Here is a 17,193-nt window from a genome sequence, read left to right as displayed (position 1 = left end):
TTGGATTCCGCTAAATGTTGACCGGTTTCCCTCAATTGGTTAAGAAAAAGTTAATTCCATGTAGATTTTAAACGGTCATTTCAAAAAATGGCATGGAGCAGGGGGCAGTATTCTATGCTGAAGCTGAAAGCGGATGCGCAACCGGCGGATGCGCCGGGGAGGGCGCGCGGTGCGTCAATTCGAATTGACGGAGTGTCGGCGCCGAAGAATATGAAGATCGGTCTGGTGGCAAGCGCGCCGGGCAAGGCACAGGCCGCGGCTGGTGGAGCCATGAGTGAAGCCAAGCCGGTCAACACCGCCCCCGCGAAGCCGGAACCAGCCGTCGATCTGCATCAGTTTGCTCCTTTGCCGGCGGAGGACGGATCTGCGCTGCCGAAGCTGGGCCTCGCTGCTGCGGGACTGGCAGTGGCTGCAGCGATGCTGCTCTATTTCCAGTTCGGCGGCAGTGCGCCTGCTGATGATACCCGAACCGCAACGCTTCCGCCGGATCCGTTTGTTGCGGATGTGCCCGCCGGGGCAGCTGCGGCGGCGGGGCTGGACGGCTCAGCCGCTGGCGGTGAAAATGCCCTGGTCGCCCGCATCACCGAAGGCACGCTTGCGGCGCTGCGCAGCAAGCAGGCACAGCCTGCAGCAGCGGTAGAAGCCGCGCCCGCTGCGCCTGCCGAGGGTTCGGCTCTTTACAAGATGGTGCTGACCGCTGCCGCGCAAGGGCAATCAGACGCCTATATCGACCAGATGGTAAATGGCGCCTATGAGCGGCAGGAAATCACTGTTCCGGCGAGTCTGATCAAGGCTGACGGGCGGGTGGATACCGCAACGCTGCTGGCGCTGTTCACCGGCAACTGAGCAGCCTGAAACGGCCGCAGCGCCAGAACGGCACTGCTTTGCAGGCAGCAGATCTGCCTGCGCACATTAACCAACAGAAATTCAGAACAACTGGCGCCGCATACCCATTCTGCGGACAAGGCGCCGCATACTTCCGGGGGGAATATGAAGACCTACATTGCTGCTGCCGCCATTGGGCTGTCCGGCCTTTTTGCCACGTCCGCCGCTGCCGAAACCTGCGGTGGCGTTTACACCGTGCAATCCGGCGACAGCCTGTCTGTGATTGCCGACAAACTGTACAAGGACGCAGGCAAATGGAGCGCCATTCACAACCGCAACATTGGCCAGATCGGCCCCAAGCCGGGTGCGATCCGCGTTGGCATGAAACTGTCTCTGGCCTGTCTTGAGGGGCTGCCGCTGGGCCTGCCGGGCGGCAAGGAGATCAGCGCATCCGTTCCGGCCGCCGCGGTGCAGGTCAAGGTTGCACCCGGCAATGCGGCTGTGCGCGACAAGATCAACCTGCTGACCGGCGACGACTACGCGCCCTTTACCTCCAAGGCGTCGCACAATGGCGGCCTGATCACCGAGGTTGTGAATGCCGCCATGACCCAGGCCGCCCCGGCAGAAGGGTATGCCATCCACTGGGTGAACGACTGGTCGTCGCACTTTGACCCGCTGTTGTCGAACGCGCTGCTGGATCTGGGCTTCCCCTGGTACAAGCCCGATTGCGAAACGGTGCCGGACAGCTACCGGTGCGAGAACTTCCACTTCTCCGAGCCGATGTTCGAAACCCTGATGCTGCTGTTTGCGCACAAGGACCGGCCGTTTGCGTTCACCAGTGACAGCGACATCGAGGGCAAGACCCTGTGCCGCCCCGCGGGCTACCTGACATTTGATCTGGACGAGCGCGGTCGCAACTGGATCGCGGAGAAGAAGATTACTCTGAAGCAGCCGCACAAGGTGAAAGACTGCTTTGACATGGTGGCCGCTGGCGAGGCGGACGCCGTGGCGATCAACGAATTCACCGGCCGCAGCGTGATGAAGGAGGCGGGCATCGCAGATCAGTTCACCGTGCTGCCGCAGCCCTTGTCAGTCCTGGGCATCTATGTGGTGGTGCACAAGACCCACCCGCGTGCGGGTGAAATGCTTGCGATGATCAACAAGGGCCTGCGCACGATCCAGGAGGACGGCAGCTACCAGACCATCGTCGAGGACCATATGGCCCGGATCTGGGCCGGATTCTGAGGGAGGGGACAGCATGAAACGGCTCTTCTCACGCCTCTTGCAACTGGCGGCTCTGTTCACCCTGGCGCCGGCCGCGGCCTGGGCGATTTGCGACGTGGACTATGTGGCGCAGCCCGGGGACTCGCTGTTCACGATCGCGGAGACCCACTATGGCGACCGCAACCGCTGGACCATGGTCTACTATGCCAATCAGAAATTGCTGGCCGGAGCCACCGTGCTGCCGGGCCGCAAGCTGTTCATCCCTTGCATTGCCGGCGCCACTGCACCGGATGCCACCCCGCTGCGCCAGGAAAAGGCGGAGCTGACATTGCTGACAGGCAGCGGCTACGCCCCCTTCACCGACCGCAGCCTGCCGGGGCAGGGGATGGTGACGGAGCTGGTCAACGCCGCGCTGGAACTGGCGCCGGCGCCGGTCAGCTATTCGGTCAGCTGGGAGGACGACTGGTCCAAGCACCTGTTCCCGATGCTGGACAAGAAGGAATTCGACATGGGATTCCCCTGGCTCAAACCCGACTGCACTGCGGAGCCGGACAACCAGCGCTGTGCCAATTTCCACTTTTCCGAGCCGGTGATGATTATGCCCATCATGCTGTTCGTGCGGGCCGGCGGCGGGTTTGAATATGAAGACGACGGTGATGTCGAGGGCAAGACCCTGTGCCGCCCGGCAGGCTATTTCACCCATGACCTGAACCGCGCGGACCGGCGCTGGCTGGCAGAGGACAAGATCACCCTGGTGCAGCCGGAAGCCCCGGCAGACTGTTTCCGCATGGTGGCAGAGGGGCAGGCGGATGCGGCTGCGGTGAACCTGTTCCTCGGCGCCAATACAATTGTGTCGGAAGACCTGCGCGACACCGTGGTGCCGCTGGAAAAACCGCTGTCAGAAGAAGGCCTGCATGTTGTGATCTCCAAGCGCCACTGGCGGGGCACCACACATCTTTACCGGATTAACGCGGGCCTGCAGAAGCTGCGCGACAGCGGCCGGTTCGAGGAGATCATGTCGCGCCATTTGGAGCTGTTCTGGGCGCAGCTGCAGTAAGGGAAAACGCGGCGGTTCAGGCCGACAGGGTCCTGGCCGCCTCATACCCGTGAAAGGCTGTCCCGGTAGCTGCAAGCACGCCGGTGGCCCGCTGACAGGCGCATTGCTGCAGCAGATGCTGTGCCAACACTGCATTCTCGTTCAGCAGTTCGCCGTCCGTCGCGGCACCCGCCATGTCCGGTGCGTCCAGCAGGGCGCCGGTACCGGATCGTTGGCGGCCGTCCCGCAGCTTTTCGTCCCGCTCGCGCGGTGTGTTATCGGCAGATTCGCTTTGGTCCGGATCATCTGACCGGACAACTGGCCGCGCGGACAGGTGGCCGCGGTTCGGCTTGATAGGATCTACCCGTCCTGAAACTGGTATAAACATAACAGAGGGTCCCTCGCGGTGGCATTGAACCGTTCTTAAGGGAGAATTAACACAACAGGCTTAACAGAACGTTAACAGGAGTAAGCCATGCAGGCACCTCCTGCCGAGCTGGGCTCAGCCTGTGATGCTGCGGGCCTTGGCATAGTTTGCTTCTGCGGCCAGAACGCTGACGGGTTTGGGACCGGCTTGGCAGCCATTCATCAGATCCTGGTAAAAGGCGGTCAGGTCGACGTGTTTGACCGGGCGCGGGTCCAATGCCTCAGCCTGGATTGCTGCGCGTGCGGGGCCAACATACCGGGCGGCGGCGGTCTGGGATTGACTGGCGTCCAGCGTCCCGGCCGGCGCGGGGGCGTGCGGGATGCCCTGGCTGGCGGCGGCGGACCGCAGTGCACCGGATTGCGGTGTGCCAGCGGCCGGATCCTGCCGGTGCGTGGCCTTCAGCCGCGCCTGGCTTCGGTAAAGGCTGGCAGCGCTGGAAACGGAATTGATCATTTTGCTGGCCTCATTGAAACGCTATTGAAATGTCTTTTAGTACAATTTGAGCCAATCCGGCGGTGAATTCTTAACGATGGTTAATGCGGCGTTAACAGCAGTTCTGCCAGTGAAAAGCTGGAGAAAGCGCTGCTTGCCTTTTCGGTGCTCCCGCCGGAGGATGCAGCGGGCAGCGCACCGGAGCGAAACGATGAACACAGCCAGTCTTGAAACGCCTGTCGGGCCGCTCAGCGTGGCTGAGCGCGACGGGGCCATCGTGCGTCTGGGCTGGACATCCGAGGGCGGTGGGAACTCGGCGCTGCTGGTGCGGGCGCTGGAACAGCTGCGCGCCTATTTTGCGGGGGAGCTGACAGCGTTCGACTTGCCGCTGCAGGTGGAGGGATCGGATTTCCAGCGGGCAGTTTGCGATGCGATGCTTGCGATCCCCTTTGGCGAAACCCGCACTTACGGCAGCATCGCCCGGGACTTGGGCGCGCCGCCGCAGCCGGTGGGCAATGCCTGCGGCGCCAACCCGATCCCGGTGATTATCCCCTGCCACCGGGTGCTGAGCGCCACGGGCCTGGGGGGCTTCTCGGGGCAAGGCGGGGTGGAAACCAAAGTCGCACTGCTGAAACACGAAGGCGCCGCCAGCCTGCTGATTTGATCTGTACGGCAGCCCGGATCCGGCGCTTCTTTCTGGCTGACAATACCCCGGGGTGCGTGCGCCCGGGGGTGCTGAGCGGCAGCACCCCTCAGCCTGGGAAGCTCTGACTGCAATGGGTCAGCGAGAACGTTCCGGCACGATCTGCTGGGCAATGCCGACAAACAGCAGATAAACAGAAGTCACGACCAGCCCCCAGTGGGCCCAGCTTTGCGGATCGAAATCGACCCAGGCGGCCCAGCCGGCAAAGAAGGTCCAAGCCAGCGCCATCGGCAGCGACACCTTGCGCCAGCGCACCGTGCGCACCGGGTGAATGAATTTCAACGGCAGGAACATGGCGATGGACAAGAGCGTCACCAGCACCAGGCTGGTCCAATGACTGGGCTCCAATGCAAAGATCACCAGCACTGGCATGTTCCAGACCCCAGGGTAACCGGAGAAGGAATTGTCCTTGGTTTTCATCCGGGTGTCGGCGTAATACATCGCGCTGCCAAAGGTGATCACGATGATCGCGAACCAGCCGGTCCAGCCCGCCATCAGCCCCGATTGAAACAGGGCAAAGGCAGGGATGAAGACATAGGTCAGGTAGTCGATGATCAGGTCCAGCAGCACCCCGTCGAACTCCGGCGAGTAGCGCTTGACATGGTAATGCCGCGCCAGCGGGCCGTCGACGCCGTCCACCGCAAAGGCCACAACCAGCCACAGGAACATCAGGCTCCATTTGCCGTCCGCCGCTGCCAGCATAGCCAGCATGGCGAAAACGGCGCCGGTTGCGGTAAGCAGGTGAACGGAGAGGGCGCGCAGTTGAGGTGTCATCAGTCCCTGATGGCGAATTTGCCCATTGGCCGCAAGCACTCAGTGCAGCTTTGAGCAGAATTCCGTGCCTGCAGGCAGCTGAATGCGGGCCGCGCGGCTGCGGCGGCTCTGGCTGCCTGGACAGGTGGCGTCAGGGAAGGAGAAGGGCAGCCGCAAGGGCAGATCGCGCTGACGCGGCTGGATGCCGGGCGGCGGGGCAGGGGCGGCAGGGGCGCCATCGGCAAACAATTCGGCAAAGCCGGCGAAGATCATGGCAGAATCCTTTCTGGATCGGTTTTTTGCCATCAAGCCTGCCCCGCCTTAACGGCAGCTTTCCCGCACACGCAAAAATAGCGCGCATTTTAATCAAGCTGTCCGCAGAGCGGGGTCAGCCGCAGCAGCAATCCCCCTGTTGCACCGGCGGGCAGGGGACAGTTCCGTAAGAGCAGAAAACGCAGCAATCGCCCGGTTTAGGCCGCAGCAGGGTGCGGCAGGACGGGCATTCATGGAACCATTGGCAGGCGTCCTGCGGCATCTCTTCGGCAGCCTCATGCCCGCAGGCGGGGCAGGTCAGAACGCTGGTCAGGATCACTTGCACAGGGGGTGTTTCAGTCATTGGCAGGCCTCCCTTCTTCCAGCAAAGGCCAGCAGCCGGGCCGGGTCAAGTCACGCCTTCGGGTGGGCCTTGTTGTAGACCTCCAGCAAATGGGTGGTATCCACTGCGGTATAGGCCTGTGTGGTCGACAGTGAGGCGTGGCCCAAAAGTTCCTGAATGGCCCGCAGGTCGCCGCCCGCCTCCAGCAGGTGGGTGGCAAAGCTGTGGCGCAGCGCGTGCGGGGTGGCGGTGGCAGGCAGGCCCAGCTGGGCGCGGGTCCTGGCCATCACCCCCTGGATCTGGCGCGGGTTCAGCGCGCCGCCGCGCACGCCGCGGAACAAGGGCGCTGCAGCCTCCTGCGGGTGCGGGCAAAGCGACAGGTAGCGCTCCACTGCATCGCGGGCAGCAGGCAGCACCGGCACCACCCGTTCTTTCCGGCCCTTGCCGAGGATGCGCAGAACCGGCGGCAGCGGCGCGTCGGCGCCCGTCAGCCCCAGCGCCTCGGAAATCCGCAGCCCGCAGCCGTAAAGCAGCGTCACCACGGCCGCATCGCGGGCGGCCACCCAGTCCTCTTGCGATTGCAGCTCAACCGTTTCCAGCACCGCCTTGGCAGCCTCCTGCGCCAGCGGACGCGGCAGCTTCTTCTGGAACTTGGGGGAGCGCGCCAGCAGCACCGCGGCCGGTTCAAACCCTTCGCGTTCGGCCAGCCAGCGGTAGAAATTCTTGACCGCGGACAGCTTGCGCGCCAGCGACCGCGCTCCTGTTCCGGAGGTGCGCTCCGACGCCATCCAGGCCCGCATATCCGTGGTGGTGATCCGCGCCAGCGCGCCCATCCCCTGCGGCCCGCCCGTATGCTCCGTCATGAAGGACAGGAAGGCGGCGACATCGCCGCGGTAGGCAGTCAGCGTGTTGGCCGAGGCATCCTCCAGCCCGCTTAAGCGCTCCAGCCAAAGCTGCAGCGCATCACGGCAGGCGGGGGAGATCAGGGTCATGACAGCCAGTAGCGCATCGAACGTTGGAAAACGCCGCCGAAGAAGGCCAGGAGATCGCTGCCCTGCATCGGCGAGAACTGATGCGGGTCCTCTGATCCCATCACCAGCATACCGGGCAGGCGGCCTTCGCCCAGGTTCAGCATCAGGCAGGCCTCGGAACGGATCCATTCGGCCTTCAGCCCGTAAACCCGCGGGCTGCCGCCCTGGGTCTGGCGCAGGGTCACGGGCCGCTCGCTGCCGGGCTGGCCGGCATAGCTTTCGGTGAAGCCGGGGCCTGCCAGCTTCAGCACGCCGGACTTGCGCTCAACCTCAGCGCCGCCGGGCTGCGCGGTCTCCAGCACGAGGGACAGCGCATGGACGCGCAGGATTTCCGGCATTTCCTGTTCCAGGCAGGACAGGAAGGCCGTGAAATCCTGCGGCTCCAGCAGCCGCAAAACGGCGCGGTGGATCAGGTTGGTGCCGGCCAGATTGTCATAGGCCGCGGCAATCACCGAGCGGTGGGTGTCCTCCAGCCGGTCCAGCCGTGCCGCCATCCGCTCCATCGCGATGCCGCGCAGGTCAACGACGTTGGAGCCCATCGCGCGCTCATTGGCGGCGACAAGCGCATTCATCAGGTGCTGATCCTCCAGCACCGCGTCGGGTTTGGCGAGGATCGCCTCGCGCAGCTGGTCTTCCAGGCTGGCTGTATTGCTTGAACTGCTCATGGGTGAACTCTTGCGGCTCCGGACCTCTGGCGGGTTTGGCGATGTGTATAACACGGGATTTTTGCAATGCTGAGGAAAAATGCGGATGCAGCGGAAAATGCTTGGACCAGTGGTTCTCCCGCCCGTCGCCAGTGCATTTGCATGCCCCGCTCCCGTTGGGCGGTGCGCCGGGCTGCGGCCCGGCGCTTGCGGCGTGCAACGCCGCCGCAGCGCGCCTTGAGGCGCGCTGCCGGGCCCAAGCCGTCACGTGGTCCGGTGTCAGCCGGGCCGCAACGGGGCGCGGGAGGGCTTGGCCCTCAGAATTGCAAGCGTTCCAAGAAAAAAGGCGCCCCGGACTTGGGCGCCTTCCATTGTGCTCCGTCTGTCAGAATGATCAGAGGATCTTGATCTCAGCCGCCTTGATGTCGGCGAGGAACGCATCAAGGCCCTTGTCGGTCAGCGGGTGGTTCACCATCGCCTTGATCACCGCGGGCGGTGCGGTGATCACGTCGGCGCCGATGCGGGCCGAGTCCAGCACATGGTTCACCGAGCGGATCGAGGCCGCCAGGATCTGGGTCTCGAACCCGTAGTTGTCATAGATGGTGCGGATGTCCTCGATCAGCTCCATGCCGTCCAGGTTGATGTCATCCAGACGCCCGATGAAGGGGGAAATGAAGGTCGCGCCTGCCTTGGCTGCCAGCAGCGCCTGGTTGGCGGAGAAGCACAGGGTCACGTTGACCATGTGGCCGTCGTCGCTCAGGGTCTTGCACGCTTTCAGGCCGTCCCAGGTCAGCGGCACCTTCACCGCGATGTTCTCTGCGATCTCTACCAGCTTGCGGCCTTCGGCGATCATGGTTTCTGCGTCGGTTGCGGTCACTTCCGCCGACACCGGGCCATCGACCAGATCGCAGATCTCCTTGGTGACCTCAATGATGTCGCGGCCGGATTTCTTGATCAGCGACGGGTTGGTGGTGACACCGTCCACCATGCCCAGATCGTTCAGCTCGGCAATGGCGTCGATCTCGGCAGTATCTACGAAGAATTTCATGGGGCAGTCCTTTGGATGGGTTGGCCTCGGTCGCTTCTGCCTTTACCTCATGGGATTACGGGCGGCAACATGGGCAGCAGCATGGGCGGGCAGGAGTTCTTTCAGGCAGGCGAGAGGGTTGGGGTTCTGACCACGCAACCCCTTGACCGGCTGCTGGATTACCGCGCGCCGGAGGGCGGCTGCTACCTCGGCGCCTATGTCGAGGTGCCCTTGGGGCCGCGCAAGGTGCTGGGCGTGGTCTGGGGGCCGGGTGCCGGTGATTTCGATTCGGCCAAGCTGCGGCCGGTGATCCGGGTTCTGGATGTGGCACCGATGCGCACCGAGATGCGCCAGTTCCTGGGCAAGGCCGCCGACTACACGCTGACCCCGATGCCCGCGATGCTGCGGCTGGCGACCCGCGCGCCGGGGCTTTCCGACCCGCCCTCGATGCGCAAGATCCTGCGCCGGGGCGAGGGCGTGCCCGACCGGATGACCGAGGCCCGCACCCGCGTGCTGGAGGTGCTGGAGCAATACGGCGGGCTTGCTTTCACCCCGCGCGAGCTGGCGGATATGGCCGATGTGACACCCTCGGTGGTGAAGGGGCTGGTCAAGCAAGGCGCCCTGCGCGAGGAGGAAGCGCCCCGCGACACCCCTTATCCGTACCTGGATCCGGAACTGCCCTCCAAGCAGCTGACAGAGGATCAGGCCAAGGCCGCCGCCGCGCTGGCCGAAGGGGTCCAAAGCGGGCGCTATGGCACCACGCTGCTGAAAGGCGTCACCGGTTCCGGCAAGACAGAGGTGTATCTGGAGGCCGTCGCCGCCGCCCTGCGCGCCGGGCGGCAGGCGCTGGTGCTGCTGCCGGAGATTGCGCTGACGGCGGAATTCCTGACCCGGGTGGAGGCCCGTTTCGGCGCCAAACCCGCCGAATGGCACTCCGGCGCCACCATGACCGAACGCCGCCGGGTCTGGAAAATGGTCGGGCAGGGCGCGGCGCAGCTGGTGATCGGTGCCCGTTCGGCGCTGTTCCTGCCGTTCCGCGATCTGGGCCTGATCATCGTAGATGAGGAGCACGATACCTCCTACAAGCAGGAAGACGGTGTTCTTTACAACGCCCGCGACATGGCGGTGCTGCGCGCGGCGATGTGTTCGGCGCAGGTGGTGCTGGCCTCCGCCACGCCGTCCTTGGAGACCTGGGCCAATGCCGAGGCGGGCAAGTACAACCGGCTGAACCTGACCTCCCGTTTCGGCGCCTCGGTTCTGCCGGACATGCGCGCTGTCGATATGCGGTCAGAGGATCTGCTGCCCTCCACCTGGATCTCACCCACCCTGAAGCAGGCGATGAAACTGCGACTGGAACGCGGCGAGCAGTCGCTCTTGTTCCTGAACCGCCGCGGTTTTGCCCCGGTCACCATCTGCCGCGCCTGCGGCGCGCAGGTCGCCTGCGACCACTGCGATGCCCGCATGGTGGAGCACCGTTTCATGAAGCGGCTGATGTGCCACCAGTGCGGCGAGACCAAACCGGTGCCCGACGCCTGCCCCTCCTGCGAGGTGGAGGGCAAGATGGCCCCCGTGGGCCCTGGCATCGAACGGCTGGCAGAGGAAGCCACCGGCCTGTTCCCCGAGGCCCGGATTGCGGTGCTGAGTTCCGACCTCTTCGGCTCCGCCCGCGCGCTGAAAAGCCGGATTGAGGAGATTGCGGCTGGTGAGGCCGATATCATCCTCGGCACTCAATTGGTCGCCAAGGGGCATAATTTCCCGCTGCTGACGCTGGTGGGAGTGATTGATGCCGACCTCGGCCTGCAGGGCTCCGACCTGCGCGCGGCAGAGCGCACCTTTCAGCTGATGCGCCAGGTGGCGGGCCGGGCTGGCCGCGCCGAACGCCCGGGCGAGGCCTTGATGCAGACCTTCCAGCCGGAGCACCCGGTGATCCGGGCGATCCTGTCGGGGGATGAAGAAAGCTTCTGGAAGGCTGAGGCCGCCGAACGCCAGGCTGCCGGTGTGCCGCCTTATGGCCGGATGGCGGGAATCATCCTGTCGGGGCCGGATCTGGCGGCGGTCTTTGACCTTGGCAACGCCATGGCCCGCAACGATGGCCCCTTGCGCCAGATCGGTGCCCAGCTGTTCGGCCCGGCGCCCGCCCCTATCGCCCGCGTCCGCGGCCGCCACCGGGTGCGTCTGCTGGTTAAGGCCGCCAAGGGCGCGCCCTTGCAGGAGGCCTTGGCCCGCTGGACTGCGCCGCTGCGGCTGAAGGGTGATCTGCGCCTCAGCATCGACATCGACCCGCAAAGTTTCTTTTGACCGGGGCAGGGGGCGCTGCCTCCGGCCTGCGGCCTCCCCCGGGATACTTCCGGCCAGAAGAAGAGCGTCCCCATTGTTCTTCTGGCCTCGTTCTTCTAGCCTCAAATATCCCGGAGCGCGAGGCATCGCCTCGCATAGGGTGCCTCTGCGCGCTGGTGCGGAACTCATTGTGCGGGCGGGTTTTCCCTCTCGCCAGACCGGCGGAACAGGCGTAAACCGGGGCCCATGTTCAAACCGATGCCCCTTTCCGAGGCGCAGGGCCTTCCGTTCTGGCGCCGTCCTGTGACGCTCTTGTTCCTGATGGCGCTGGCGATGCCGATTGCCTTCAACACTTGGAGCGCGCTGCTCAACAATTTCGTGATCGAGGCGGCCAGCTTCGACGGCGCCGATATCGGCCTTTTGCACACGGTGCGGGAGATCCCGGGCTTTCTGGCTGTTGGTGTGATCGCGGTAATCCTGTTCATGCGCGAGCAGGTGCTAGGGCTGATCTCGCTGGTGCTGCTGGGGGTGGCGACCGCCGTTACCGCCTGGTTCCCCTCGCTCGGCGGCCTCTTGATGGTGACGCTGCTCAGCTCGATCGGGTTCCACTATTATGAGACTGTGAACCAGTCGCTGCAGCTGCAATGGCTGCCCAAGGAACGTGCACCGCAGACCCTGGGCTGGCTGGTGGCGGCGGGATCGGCGGCAACGCTGGTGGTTTACGGGCTGATTGTGCTGACCTGGGAGAGCCTGGGCCTGAGCTATAACACCGTGTTCCTGGCCGCAGGCGGGCTGACGGCTGCCATCGCGCTGTTTGCCCTCTTGGCTTATCCGCAGTTCGACGCTCCGCACCCGCAGACCAAAAAGCTGATCCTGCGCAAGCGCTACTGGCTTTATTACGCGCTGCAGTTCATGGCCGGTGCCCGGCGGCAGATCTTCGTGGTCTTTGCGGGCTTCATGATGGTCGAGAAATTCGGCTTTGAAGTGCATGAGCTGACCGGGCTTTACCTGATCAACCTGGTGATCAACATGACCGTGGCGCCGGTTCTGGGCAAGGCCGTGGCCGCCTTTGGCGAGCGCCGCACGCTGATTTTTGAATATTCAGGCCTGGCCATCGTCTTTGCGGCCTATGGCGGGATTTACTGGTTCGGCTGGGGCGTCGCCATTGCGGCTGTGCTCTATGTGATCGACCACGTGCTGTTTGCCTTGGCCCTGGCGCTCAAGACCTATTTCCAGAAAATCGCCGACCCGGGCGACATTGCACCAACCGCTGCTGTGGCCTTTACCATCAACCACATCGCGGCGGTCTTCCTGCCGGTGCTTCTGGGCCTCCTTTGGGTCTATGAACCGGGCTTGGTCTTTGCCCTGGCCGCTGCAATGGCGCTGGTGTCGCTGTCCCTGTCGCTGCTGATCCCGCGCCATCCCGAACCGGGCAACGAGACCATCTTCAGCAAATACGCCCGCCCTGCGCCGGCTGAATGACCCCTCCGCCCCGCAAAGGGGCGGAGCGCCCGCGCACACTGTGAGCGCGGGCGCTGCCTGGCTTGCAGCCAGGCGGAGGCGCTTGACGCGGGCCGCGCGGCGGCCTAGGCGCTTGGCAACAGTTTCAGGAGCGACGCCATGCCCACTTTCACCGCCCTCACCACCCTTCCCGGAAAAGCCCAGGCCGAGGCGCTGGGAGACGCCATGGAGCGGCTCATCCCGGAACCCACCGGTGTCGGCGTCTTTGAAATGGAAGACGGCTCCGGCCTGTGGGAAGTGGGCGGCTATTTCACCGAAGCGCCGGATGAGGCGGGGCTGGCGCTGCTGGCGGCGATGCATGACGCCAAGGGTTTTGTCGTCTCAGAGGTGCCGGAAACCGACTGGGTCGCCCATGTGCGCCGCGAGCTGGCGCCGGTCGAGGCGGGCCGGTTCTTCGTCTATGGCTCGCATGATGCGGACAAGGTGCCCGCGGACAAGATCCCGCTGCTGATCGAGGCAGCAATGGCCTTTGGCACCGGCCACCACGGCACCACGCTGGGGTGCCTCAAGGCACTGGATCATCTGCTGGAACAGGGCTTCCGCGGCGAAAAGGTGGCTGATATCGGCTGCGGCACCGCGGTACTGGCAATGGCTGCCGCCCGGGTCTGGGATGGCGCCATTCTGGCCAGCGACATTGACCAGGTTGCGGTCGAGGTGGCTGAGGCCAACCTCAAGGCCAATGGCATGGAAGGCCAGGTCGCCTGCCTGGAGGCGGCTGGCTTTGACAACCCGGAGCTGCAGGCGCAGGCGCCTTATGATCTGATCTTTGCCAATATCCTCAAGGGGCCGCTGGTTGCCCTGGCCCCCGATCTGACCGCGAATCTGCGCCCCGGCGGCTATGCGATTCTCTCCGGAATCCTGAATGAGCAGGCCGATGATGTGGTCAGCGTTTATGCACAGAACGGCGCCAATCTTGCGCGCCGCGACGAAATTGGTGAGTGGACAACGTTACTTCTCCGTAAAGCGGATTGATTGAAGCAAGTTTGCGGCAAATTTGAAAGGTTTGCCGCAATTTTGCCGCATTTTCAGCCAAGGATGGGCTATTCGCTGGTGGGGGCCAGCTCGGAGGCTCGCAATGGGCGAACATCGTGATCAGTTCCAGTCGCGCTTGCAGCAGATCAACCGCAAGCATACGGCCTTGTCCGCAGGCTATTCCGCGAAGATGCGGCCGGATGGGCTATTGGTGATCAAGCCGCACCGGATGCAATCCCGGATATCGGGGCGCACGCTGGTGTTTCTGGCGGCCTTCTTTCTGCTGTTCAAGGGGTTCCTGATGGCAGCACTTGGCTTTGGCAGCTATGATGAGCGTGTCAGAACGCTTGCTGACGGCAGCGCGGTGGAGCGTGCGGGGGCCTTTGTCATGCAGGCGGATCCCGTTTCTATATTTATCGCCCGGAACATCGGACCGGTTCTGCGCTGAATAAAGGGCAGTAACCGGGACTGGAAAAGGCCGCTGCGGGGGGGGGCGGCCTTTTTCATGCACCGGACGGACCGGTGGCCGCCAGATAAAAAAACGCCGCGGCCTTGATGGTCCGCGGCGTTTCCCTTTGCGCCCCGAGGGAGGAGGCAGGGCGAAATCAGGGTGTATCTCAGTAAACAGCTTTACCGCTGGCAACGTTTTCGATGTCGCCGCGGCACATGCCGATGTCGGCCAGCTCGCGATCGGACAGGCCGTTCAGGGCATTGCGGGTTGCGCGGGCGTCGTTCCAGGCAACGATCGCGCCGGCTGCAGCGGCGAAGAGGTCGCCGAAACGGCCAAACAGGCCGGTGGAACCATAGGTGGTGCGGGTGGTGTCAAATGCGGCCATATCCGTGTCCTCTGATTAGCGTTAAGCATCCGTCGCGGTGTTGCGATGGCCGGCATCTAGTAGCGAAATTTTTGCGCAGCAAGATATGAAAATGCATGTGTCATATGCGCTGAATGCATAGCTGTTTTTCATGTAAACAAGGGGTTTACGCGAAGGACCGCAATGGCGCCGGAAATGTCGCTCCCGTCAATATGAAGGGTCGTTTCCAGGCCGTATCTGCTCCGTTTCCGGAAGCAATCACCTGCGAAAGCAATTGGACATGTTCGCCTTTTGTGCTACTGCTGTGTCAAAATAATTTCCGGCACGCGGGCCGGTACACGGGCAAGGGCAGGCACATCATGCGGATTTTGGGAATTGATCCGGGGTTGCGGAACCTTGGATGGGGCGTGATCGAATCGCACGGCTCCCGGCTGAGCCATGTCGCCAATGGCGTCTGCACCTCCGACGGCGATGATCTGGGCGAGCGGCTTTTGTCGCTGCACAATCAGGTGTCAGAGATTATCGAGGCGTTCGCCCCGGATCAGGCCGCGATTGAACAGACTTTCGTAAACAAGGATGGCGCCGGCACGTTGAAGCTGGGCCAGGCGCGCGGCGTGGCGCTGCTGACGCTCGCCAAGGCCGGACTGCCGGTGGGGGAATACGCCCCGAACCGGGTCAAGAAGACGGTGGTGGGTGTCGGCCACGCCGAGAAGGAGCAGATCATCCATATGGTCAAACTGCAGCTGCCGGGCTGTCTGCCGAAAAACGCAGATGCGGCGGATGCGCTGGCGATTGCGATCTGCCACGCCTATTACGGCGGCACCCAGCAGCGCCAACTGAGGGAGAAACGCGCATGATCGGCAGACTGGCATGATCGGGAAACTGACGGGCCGCCTCGACTACCGGGCGCAGGACCATGTGCTGATCGACGTGCGCGGGGTCGGCTACATCGTCTATTGCTCTGACCGCACCATGGCGGCATTGCCGGGCGCAGGGGAGGCTGTTGCGCTATACACGGAAATGGTGGTGCGCGAAGACCTGATGCAGCTTTACGGCTTCACTTCGCTTGTGGAGAAGGAATGGCACCGCTTGCTGACCTCGGTGCAGGGTGTCGGCGCCAAGGTTTCACTGGCGATTCTTGGTGCGCTGGGGCCGGACGGGGTAAGCCGGGCAATCGCCCTTGGCGACTGGGCCTCGGTCAAGGCGGCCAAGGGTGTTGGCCCCAAGACCGCGCAGCGCATTGTGCTGGACCTCAAAGACAAGGCGCCCGGCGTGATGGCGATGGGCGGCACCGTTGCAGATGCGATGGACGGGCCGGGGCTGGAGGTGGTCGAAGACGCAGAACCTGCGCCTGCCGCCAAACTGGCCCGCAAAGCGCCGCCCAAGAAGCCTTCGGGGGCAGCTGCCGCCTCTGCCGGGGCGCTGTCGGCTTTGGGCAACCTTGGTTATGGTCCGTCCGATGCTGCGGCGGCTGTGGCCGAGGCTGCGGCCACATATCCGGACGCGGACGAGGCAGAGCTGATCCGCGCCGCGCTGCGCCTGCTGGCGCCGAAGGGATAAGAGAATGTCTGCAAAGAACTGCATGGTTTCGGTTAGGGCGGCGCCAGGCCCGGCGGGGCAGGAGGCGAAGCGCCCTCCCTGTGGGGGGCGGGACGGGCGCTGCCCGGCCTCTCGGCCGGGCGGTTCAGCAGAAACGTTGATGCACGCGGAGTATCGCAGATGATTGACGCCGACCCCGCCCTGCGCCCCGAGCCGCTGGCTGAAGACAATGACCGCGCCCTGCGCCCGCAGGGCCTTGGCGAGTTTATCGGCCAGGCCGAAGCCCGCGCCAACCTGCGCGTCTTTATTGAGTCCGCCCGCCGCCGCGGCGAGGCCATGGATCACACGCTGTTCCACGGGCCTCCCGGTCTCGGCAAGACCACCCTGGCCCAGATCGTCGCCCGCGAACTGGGAGTGAATTTCCGGATGACCTCCGGCCCTGTCCTGGCCAAAGCGGGCGACCTGGCGGCGATCCTCACCAACCTCGAATCCCGCGACGTCTTGTTCATCGACGAGATCCACCGTCTGAACCCGGCGGTGGAGGAGGTGCTCTACCCGGCGATGGAGGATTTCGAGCTGGACCTGGTGATCGGCGAAGGCCCTGCTGCGCGCACCGTGCGGATCGAGCTGCAGCCCTTTACCCTCGTCGGTGCCACCACCCGCATGGGCCTGCTGACCACGCCGCTGCGCGACCGGTTCGGCATTCCAACCCGGCTGCAGTTCTACACCATCGACGAGCTGTTTGAGATCGTCAGCCGCAACGCCCGCAAGCTGGGCGCGCCGGCCGATGACGCCGGCGCCCGCGAGATCGCGCGGCGCGCAAGGGGGACCCCCAGGATCGCCGGGCGGCTCTTGCGCCGCGTGGTGGACTTCGCGGTTGTGGAGGGCGATGGCACCATCACCCGGGAACTGGCCGATGGCGCCCTGACGCGGCTTGGGGTGGACCAGCTGGGGCTGGACGGCGCCGACCGCCGCTATCTGGCCTTGATTGCCGAAAACTATGGCGGCGGGCCGGTGGGGATCGAAACGATCTCGGCCGCCCTCAGCGAGAGCCGCGACGCGCTGGAGGAGGTGATCGAGCCCTATCTTTTGCAGCAGGGGCTGATCCAGCGCACGCCGCGCGGGCGGATGCTGGCGCAAAAGGCCTGGACCCATCTGGGAATGGCGCCGCCGCGCAGCCGGAACGACCTGTTCGGGTAGAAAAGGGGCGCACTGCTATAAGTTGTGGCAGCGGTGCTGTCCAAATGTTTCGCGCGCGAAACATTCGGGCAACGGTGCTGACCTATTCGAGGCGTGCTGCAACGCTGCGCGGCACGGCTTGCGGCGGGGATGTATCGGGCTGAAGGAAGGCCGAGGGGGCGCTGCGCCAGCA

At 64.3% G+C, this 17,193-nt stretch carries 20 protein-coding genes; 11 read left to right on the top strand and 9 right to left on the bottom strand.

Annotated features, from left to right (window positions below; translation table 11 throughout):
- Positions 1–114 precede the first annotated feature (114 nt).
- The 3 genes from AC5STB_RS01930 (at position 115) to AC5STB_RS01920 (ending at position 3,106) form a co-directional block, all read left to right on the top strand.
- Positions 115–846: a hypothetical protein gene (locus AC5STB_RS01930; protein ID WP_495441297.1), complete on the top strand. Its 732-nt coding sequence runs from the start codon at positions 115–117 to the stop codon at positions 844–846.
- A 144-nt stretch (positions 847–990) separates the two neighbouring features.
- A complete protein-coding gene (locus tag AC5STB_RS01925) occupies positions 991–2,070 on the top strand; it encodes a peptidoglycan-binding protein LysM (protein ID WP_495441296.1) in 1,080 nt (359 codons plus the stop codon).
- Between the two features lie 13 nt (positions 2,071–2,083).
- A complete protein-coding gene (locus tag AC5STB_RS01920) occupies positions 2,084–3,106 on the top strand; it encodes an ABC transporter substrate-binding protein (protein ID WP_495441295.1) in 1,023 nt (340 codons plus the stop codon).
- A gap of 16 nt (positions 3,107–3,122) precedes the next feature.
- Here AC5STB_RS01920 and AC5STB_RS01915 read toward each other — a convergent pair whose 3' ends face one another.
- Both AC5STB_RS01915 and AC5STB_RS01910 read right to left on the bottom strand, forming a co-directional pair.
- Entirely contained in the window at positions 3,123–3,473 is a 351-nt protein-coding gene (locus AC5STB_RS01915; RefSeq protein WP_495441294.1) for a hypothetical protein, read from the bottom strand.
- Positions 3,474–3,587: 114 nt separating this feature from the next.
- Positions 3,588–3,965: a hypothetical protein gene (locus AC5STB_RS01910; protein ID WP_495441293.1), complete on the bottom strand. Its 378-nt coding sequence runs from the start codon at positions 3,963–3,965 to the stop codon at positions 3,588–3,590.
- A gap of 190 nt (positions 3,966–4,155) precedes the next feature.
- Between AC5STB_RS01910 and AC5STB_RS01905 the strand changes: the two genes are divergently transcribed.
- Positions 4,156–4,608 carry a methylated-DNA--[protein]-cysteine S-methyltransferase gene (locus AC5STB_RS01905; RefSeq protein WP_495441292.1) on the top strand — a complete coding sequence of 151 codons (453 nt, stop codon included), beginning with the start codon at positions 4,156–4,158 and terminating at the stop codon, positions 4,606–4,608.
- A 117-nt stretch (positions 4,609–4,725) separates the two neighbouring features.
- Here AC5STB_RS01905 and AC5STB_RS01900 read toward each other — a convergent pair whose 3' ends face one another.
- The 6 genes from AC5STB_RS01900 to fsa all read right to left on the bottom strand — a co-directional run bounded on the left by AC5STB_RS01900 (position 4,726) and on the right by fsa (position 8,718).
- Positions 4,726–5,421 carry a CDP-alcohol phosphatidyltransferase family protein gene (locus AC5STB_RS01900; protein ID WP_495441291.1) on the bottom strand — a complete coding sequence of 232 codons (696 nt, stop codon included), beginning with the start codon at positions 5,419–5,421 and terminating at the stop codon, positions 4,726–4,728.
- Positions 5,422–5,460: 39 nt separating this feature from the next.
- Positions 5,461–5,673, bottom strand: coding sequence for a hypothetical protein (locus AC5STB_RS01895; RefSeq protein WP_495441290.1), 213 nt, complete (start codon positions 5,671–5,673; stop codon positions 5,461–5,463).
- Positions 5,674–5,788: 115 nt separating this feature from the next.
- Positions 5,789–6,016, bottom strand: a complete 228-nt coding sequence (locus AC5STB_RS01890) for a GDCCVxC domain-containing (seleno)protein (protein WP_495441289.1) — start codon at positions 6,014–6,016, stop codon at positions 5,789–5,791.
- 50 nt (positions 6,017–6,066) lie between these two features.
- Positions 6,067–6,987: a tyrosine recombinase XerC gene (locus AC5STB_RS01885; protein ID WP_495441288.1), complete on the bottom strand. Its 921-nt coding sequence runs from the start codon at positions 6,985–6,987 to the stop codon at positions 6,067–6,069.
- Positions 6,984–7,691, bottom strand: coding sequence for a DUF484 family protein (locus AC5STB_RS01880; RefSeq protein WP_495441287.1), 708 nt, complete (start codon positions 7,689–7,691; stop codon positions 6,984–6,986). Before AC5STB_RS01880 ends, AC5STB_RS01885 begins: the two co-directional genes overlap by 4 nt.
- Positions 7,692–8,064: 373 nt before the next feature.
- Complete coding sequence (gene fsa, locus AC5STB_RS01875; RefSeq protein WP_039183490.1) at positions 8,065–8,718, bottom strand: fructose-6-phosphate aldolase; 654 nt, start codon at positions 8,716–8,718, stop codon at positions 8,065–8,067.
- A gap of 81 nt (positions 8,719–8,799) precedes the next feature.
- Between fsa and AC5STB_RS01870 the strand changes: the two genes are divergently transcribed.
- The 4 genes from AC5STB_RS01870 (at position 8,800) to AC5STB_RS01855 (ending at position 13,915) form a co-directional block, all read left to right on the top strand.
- A complete protein-coding gene (locus tag AC5STB_RS01870) occupies positions 8,800–10,995 on the top strand; it encodes a primosomal protein N' (protein WP_495444550.1) in 2,196 nt (731 codons plus the stop codon).
- 225 nt (positions 10,996–11,220) lie between these two features.
- Positions 11,221–12,456 (top strand): MFS transporter, encoded by a 1,236-nt coding sequence (locus tag AC5STB_RS01865; protein ID WP_495441286.1) that lies wholly within the window; start codon positions 11,221–11,223, stop codon positions 12,454–12,456.
- Positions 12,457–12,594: 138 nt separating this feature from the next.
- A complete protein-coding gene (locus AC5STB_RS01860) occupies positions 12,595–13,467 on the top strand; it encodes a 50S ribosomal protein L11 methyltransferase (RefSeq protein WP_495441285.1) in 873 nt (290 codons plus the stop codon).
- A 103-nt stretch (positions 13,468–13,570) separates the two neighbouring features.
- Positions 13,571–13,915, top strand: coding sequence for a hypothetical protein (locus AC5STB_RS01855; protein ID WP_495441284.1), 345 nt, complete (start codon positions 13,571–13,573; stop codon positions 13,913–13,915).
- 169 nt (positions 13,916–14,084) lie between these two features.
- Here the strand turns inward: AC5STB_RS01855 and AC5STB_RS01850 are convergent, their stop codons facing one another.
- The gene (locus AC5STB_RS01850; RefSeq protein WP_495441283.1) at positions 14,085–14,303 is read right to left on the bottom strand and encodes a DUF1127 domain-containing protein; all 219 of its coding nucleotides are present in this window, start codon (positions 14,301–14,303) and stop codon (positions 14,085–14,087) included.
- Positions 14,304–14,641: 338 nt separating this feature from the next.
- Here AC5STB_RS01850 and ruvC point away from each other — a divergent pair, with 338 nt between their 5' ends.
- From ruvC to ruvB, 3 genes are all read left to right on the top strand, one after another.
- Positions 14,642–15,139 carry a crossover junction endodeoxyribonuclease RuvC gene (gene ruvC, locus AC5STB_RS01845; protein ID WP_495441282.1) on the top strand — a complete coding sequence of 166 codons (498 nt, stop codon included), beginning with the start codon at positions 14,642–14,644 and terminating at the stop codon, positions 15,137–15,139.
- Positions 15,140–15,152: 13 nt separating this feature from the next.
- Positions 15,153–15,842 (top strand): Holliday junction branch migration protein RuvA, encoded by a 690-nt coding sequence (gene ruvA, locus AC5STB_RS01840; protein WP_495441281.1) that lies wholly within the window; start codon positions 15,153–15,155, stop codon positions 15,840–15,842.
- A 159-nt stretch (positions 15,843–16,001) separates the two neighbouring features.
- Positions 16,002–17,021 carry a Holliday junction branch migration DNA helicase RuvB gene (gene ruvB / locus AC5STB_RS01835; RefSeq protein WP_495441280.1) on the top strand — a complete coding sequence of 340 codons (1,020 nt, stop codon included), beginning with the start codon at positions 16,002–16,004 and terminating at the stop codon, positions 17,019–17,021.
- Positions 17,022–17,193 lie beyond the last annotated feature (172 nt).

It is taken from the genome of Leisingera sp. CC-HEC093, assembly GCF_059429195.1.
This window is presented reverse-complemented; position numbering and strand designations above follow the sequence as displayed.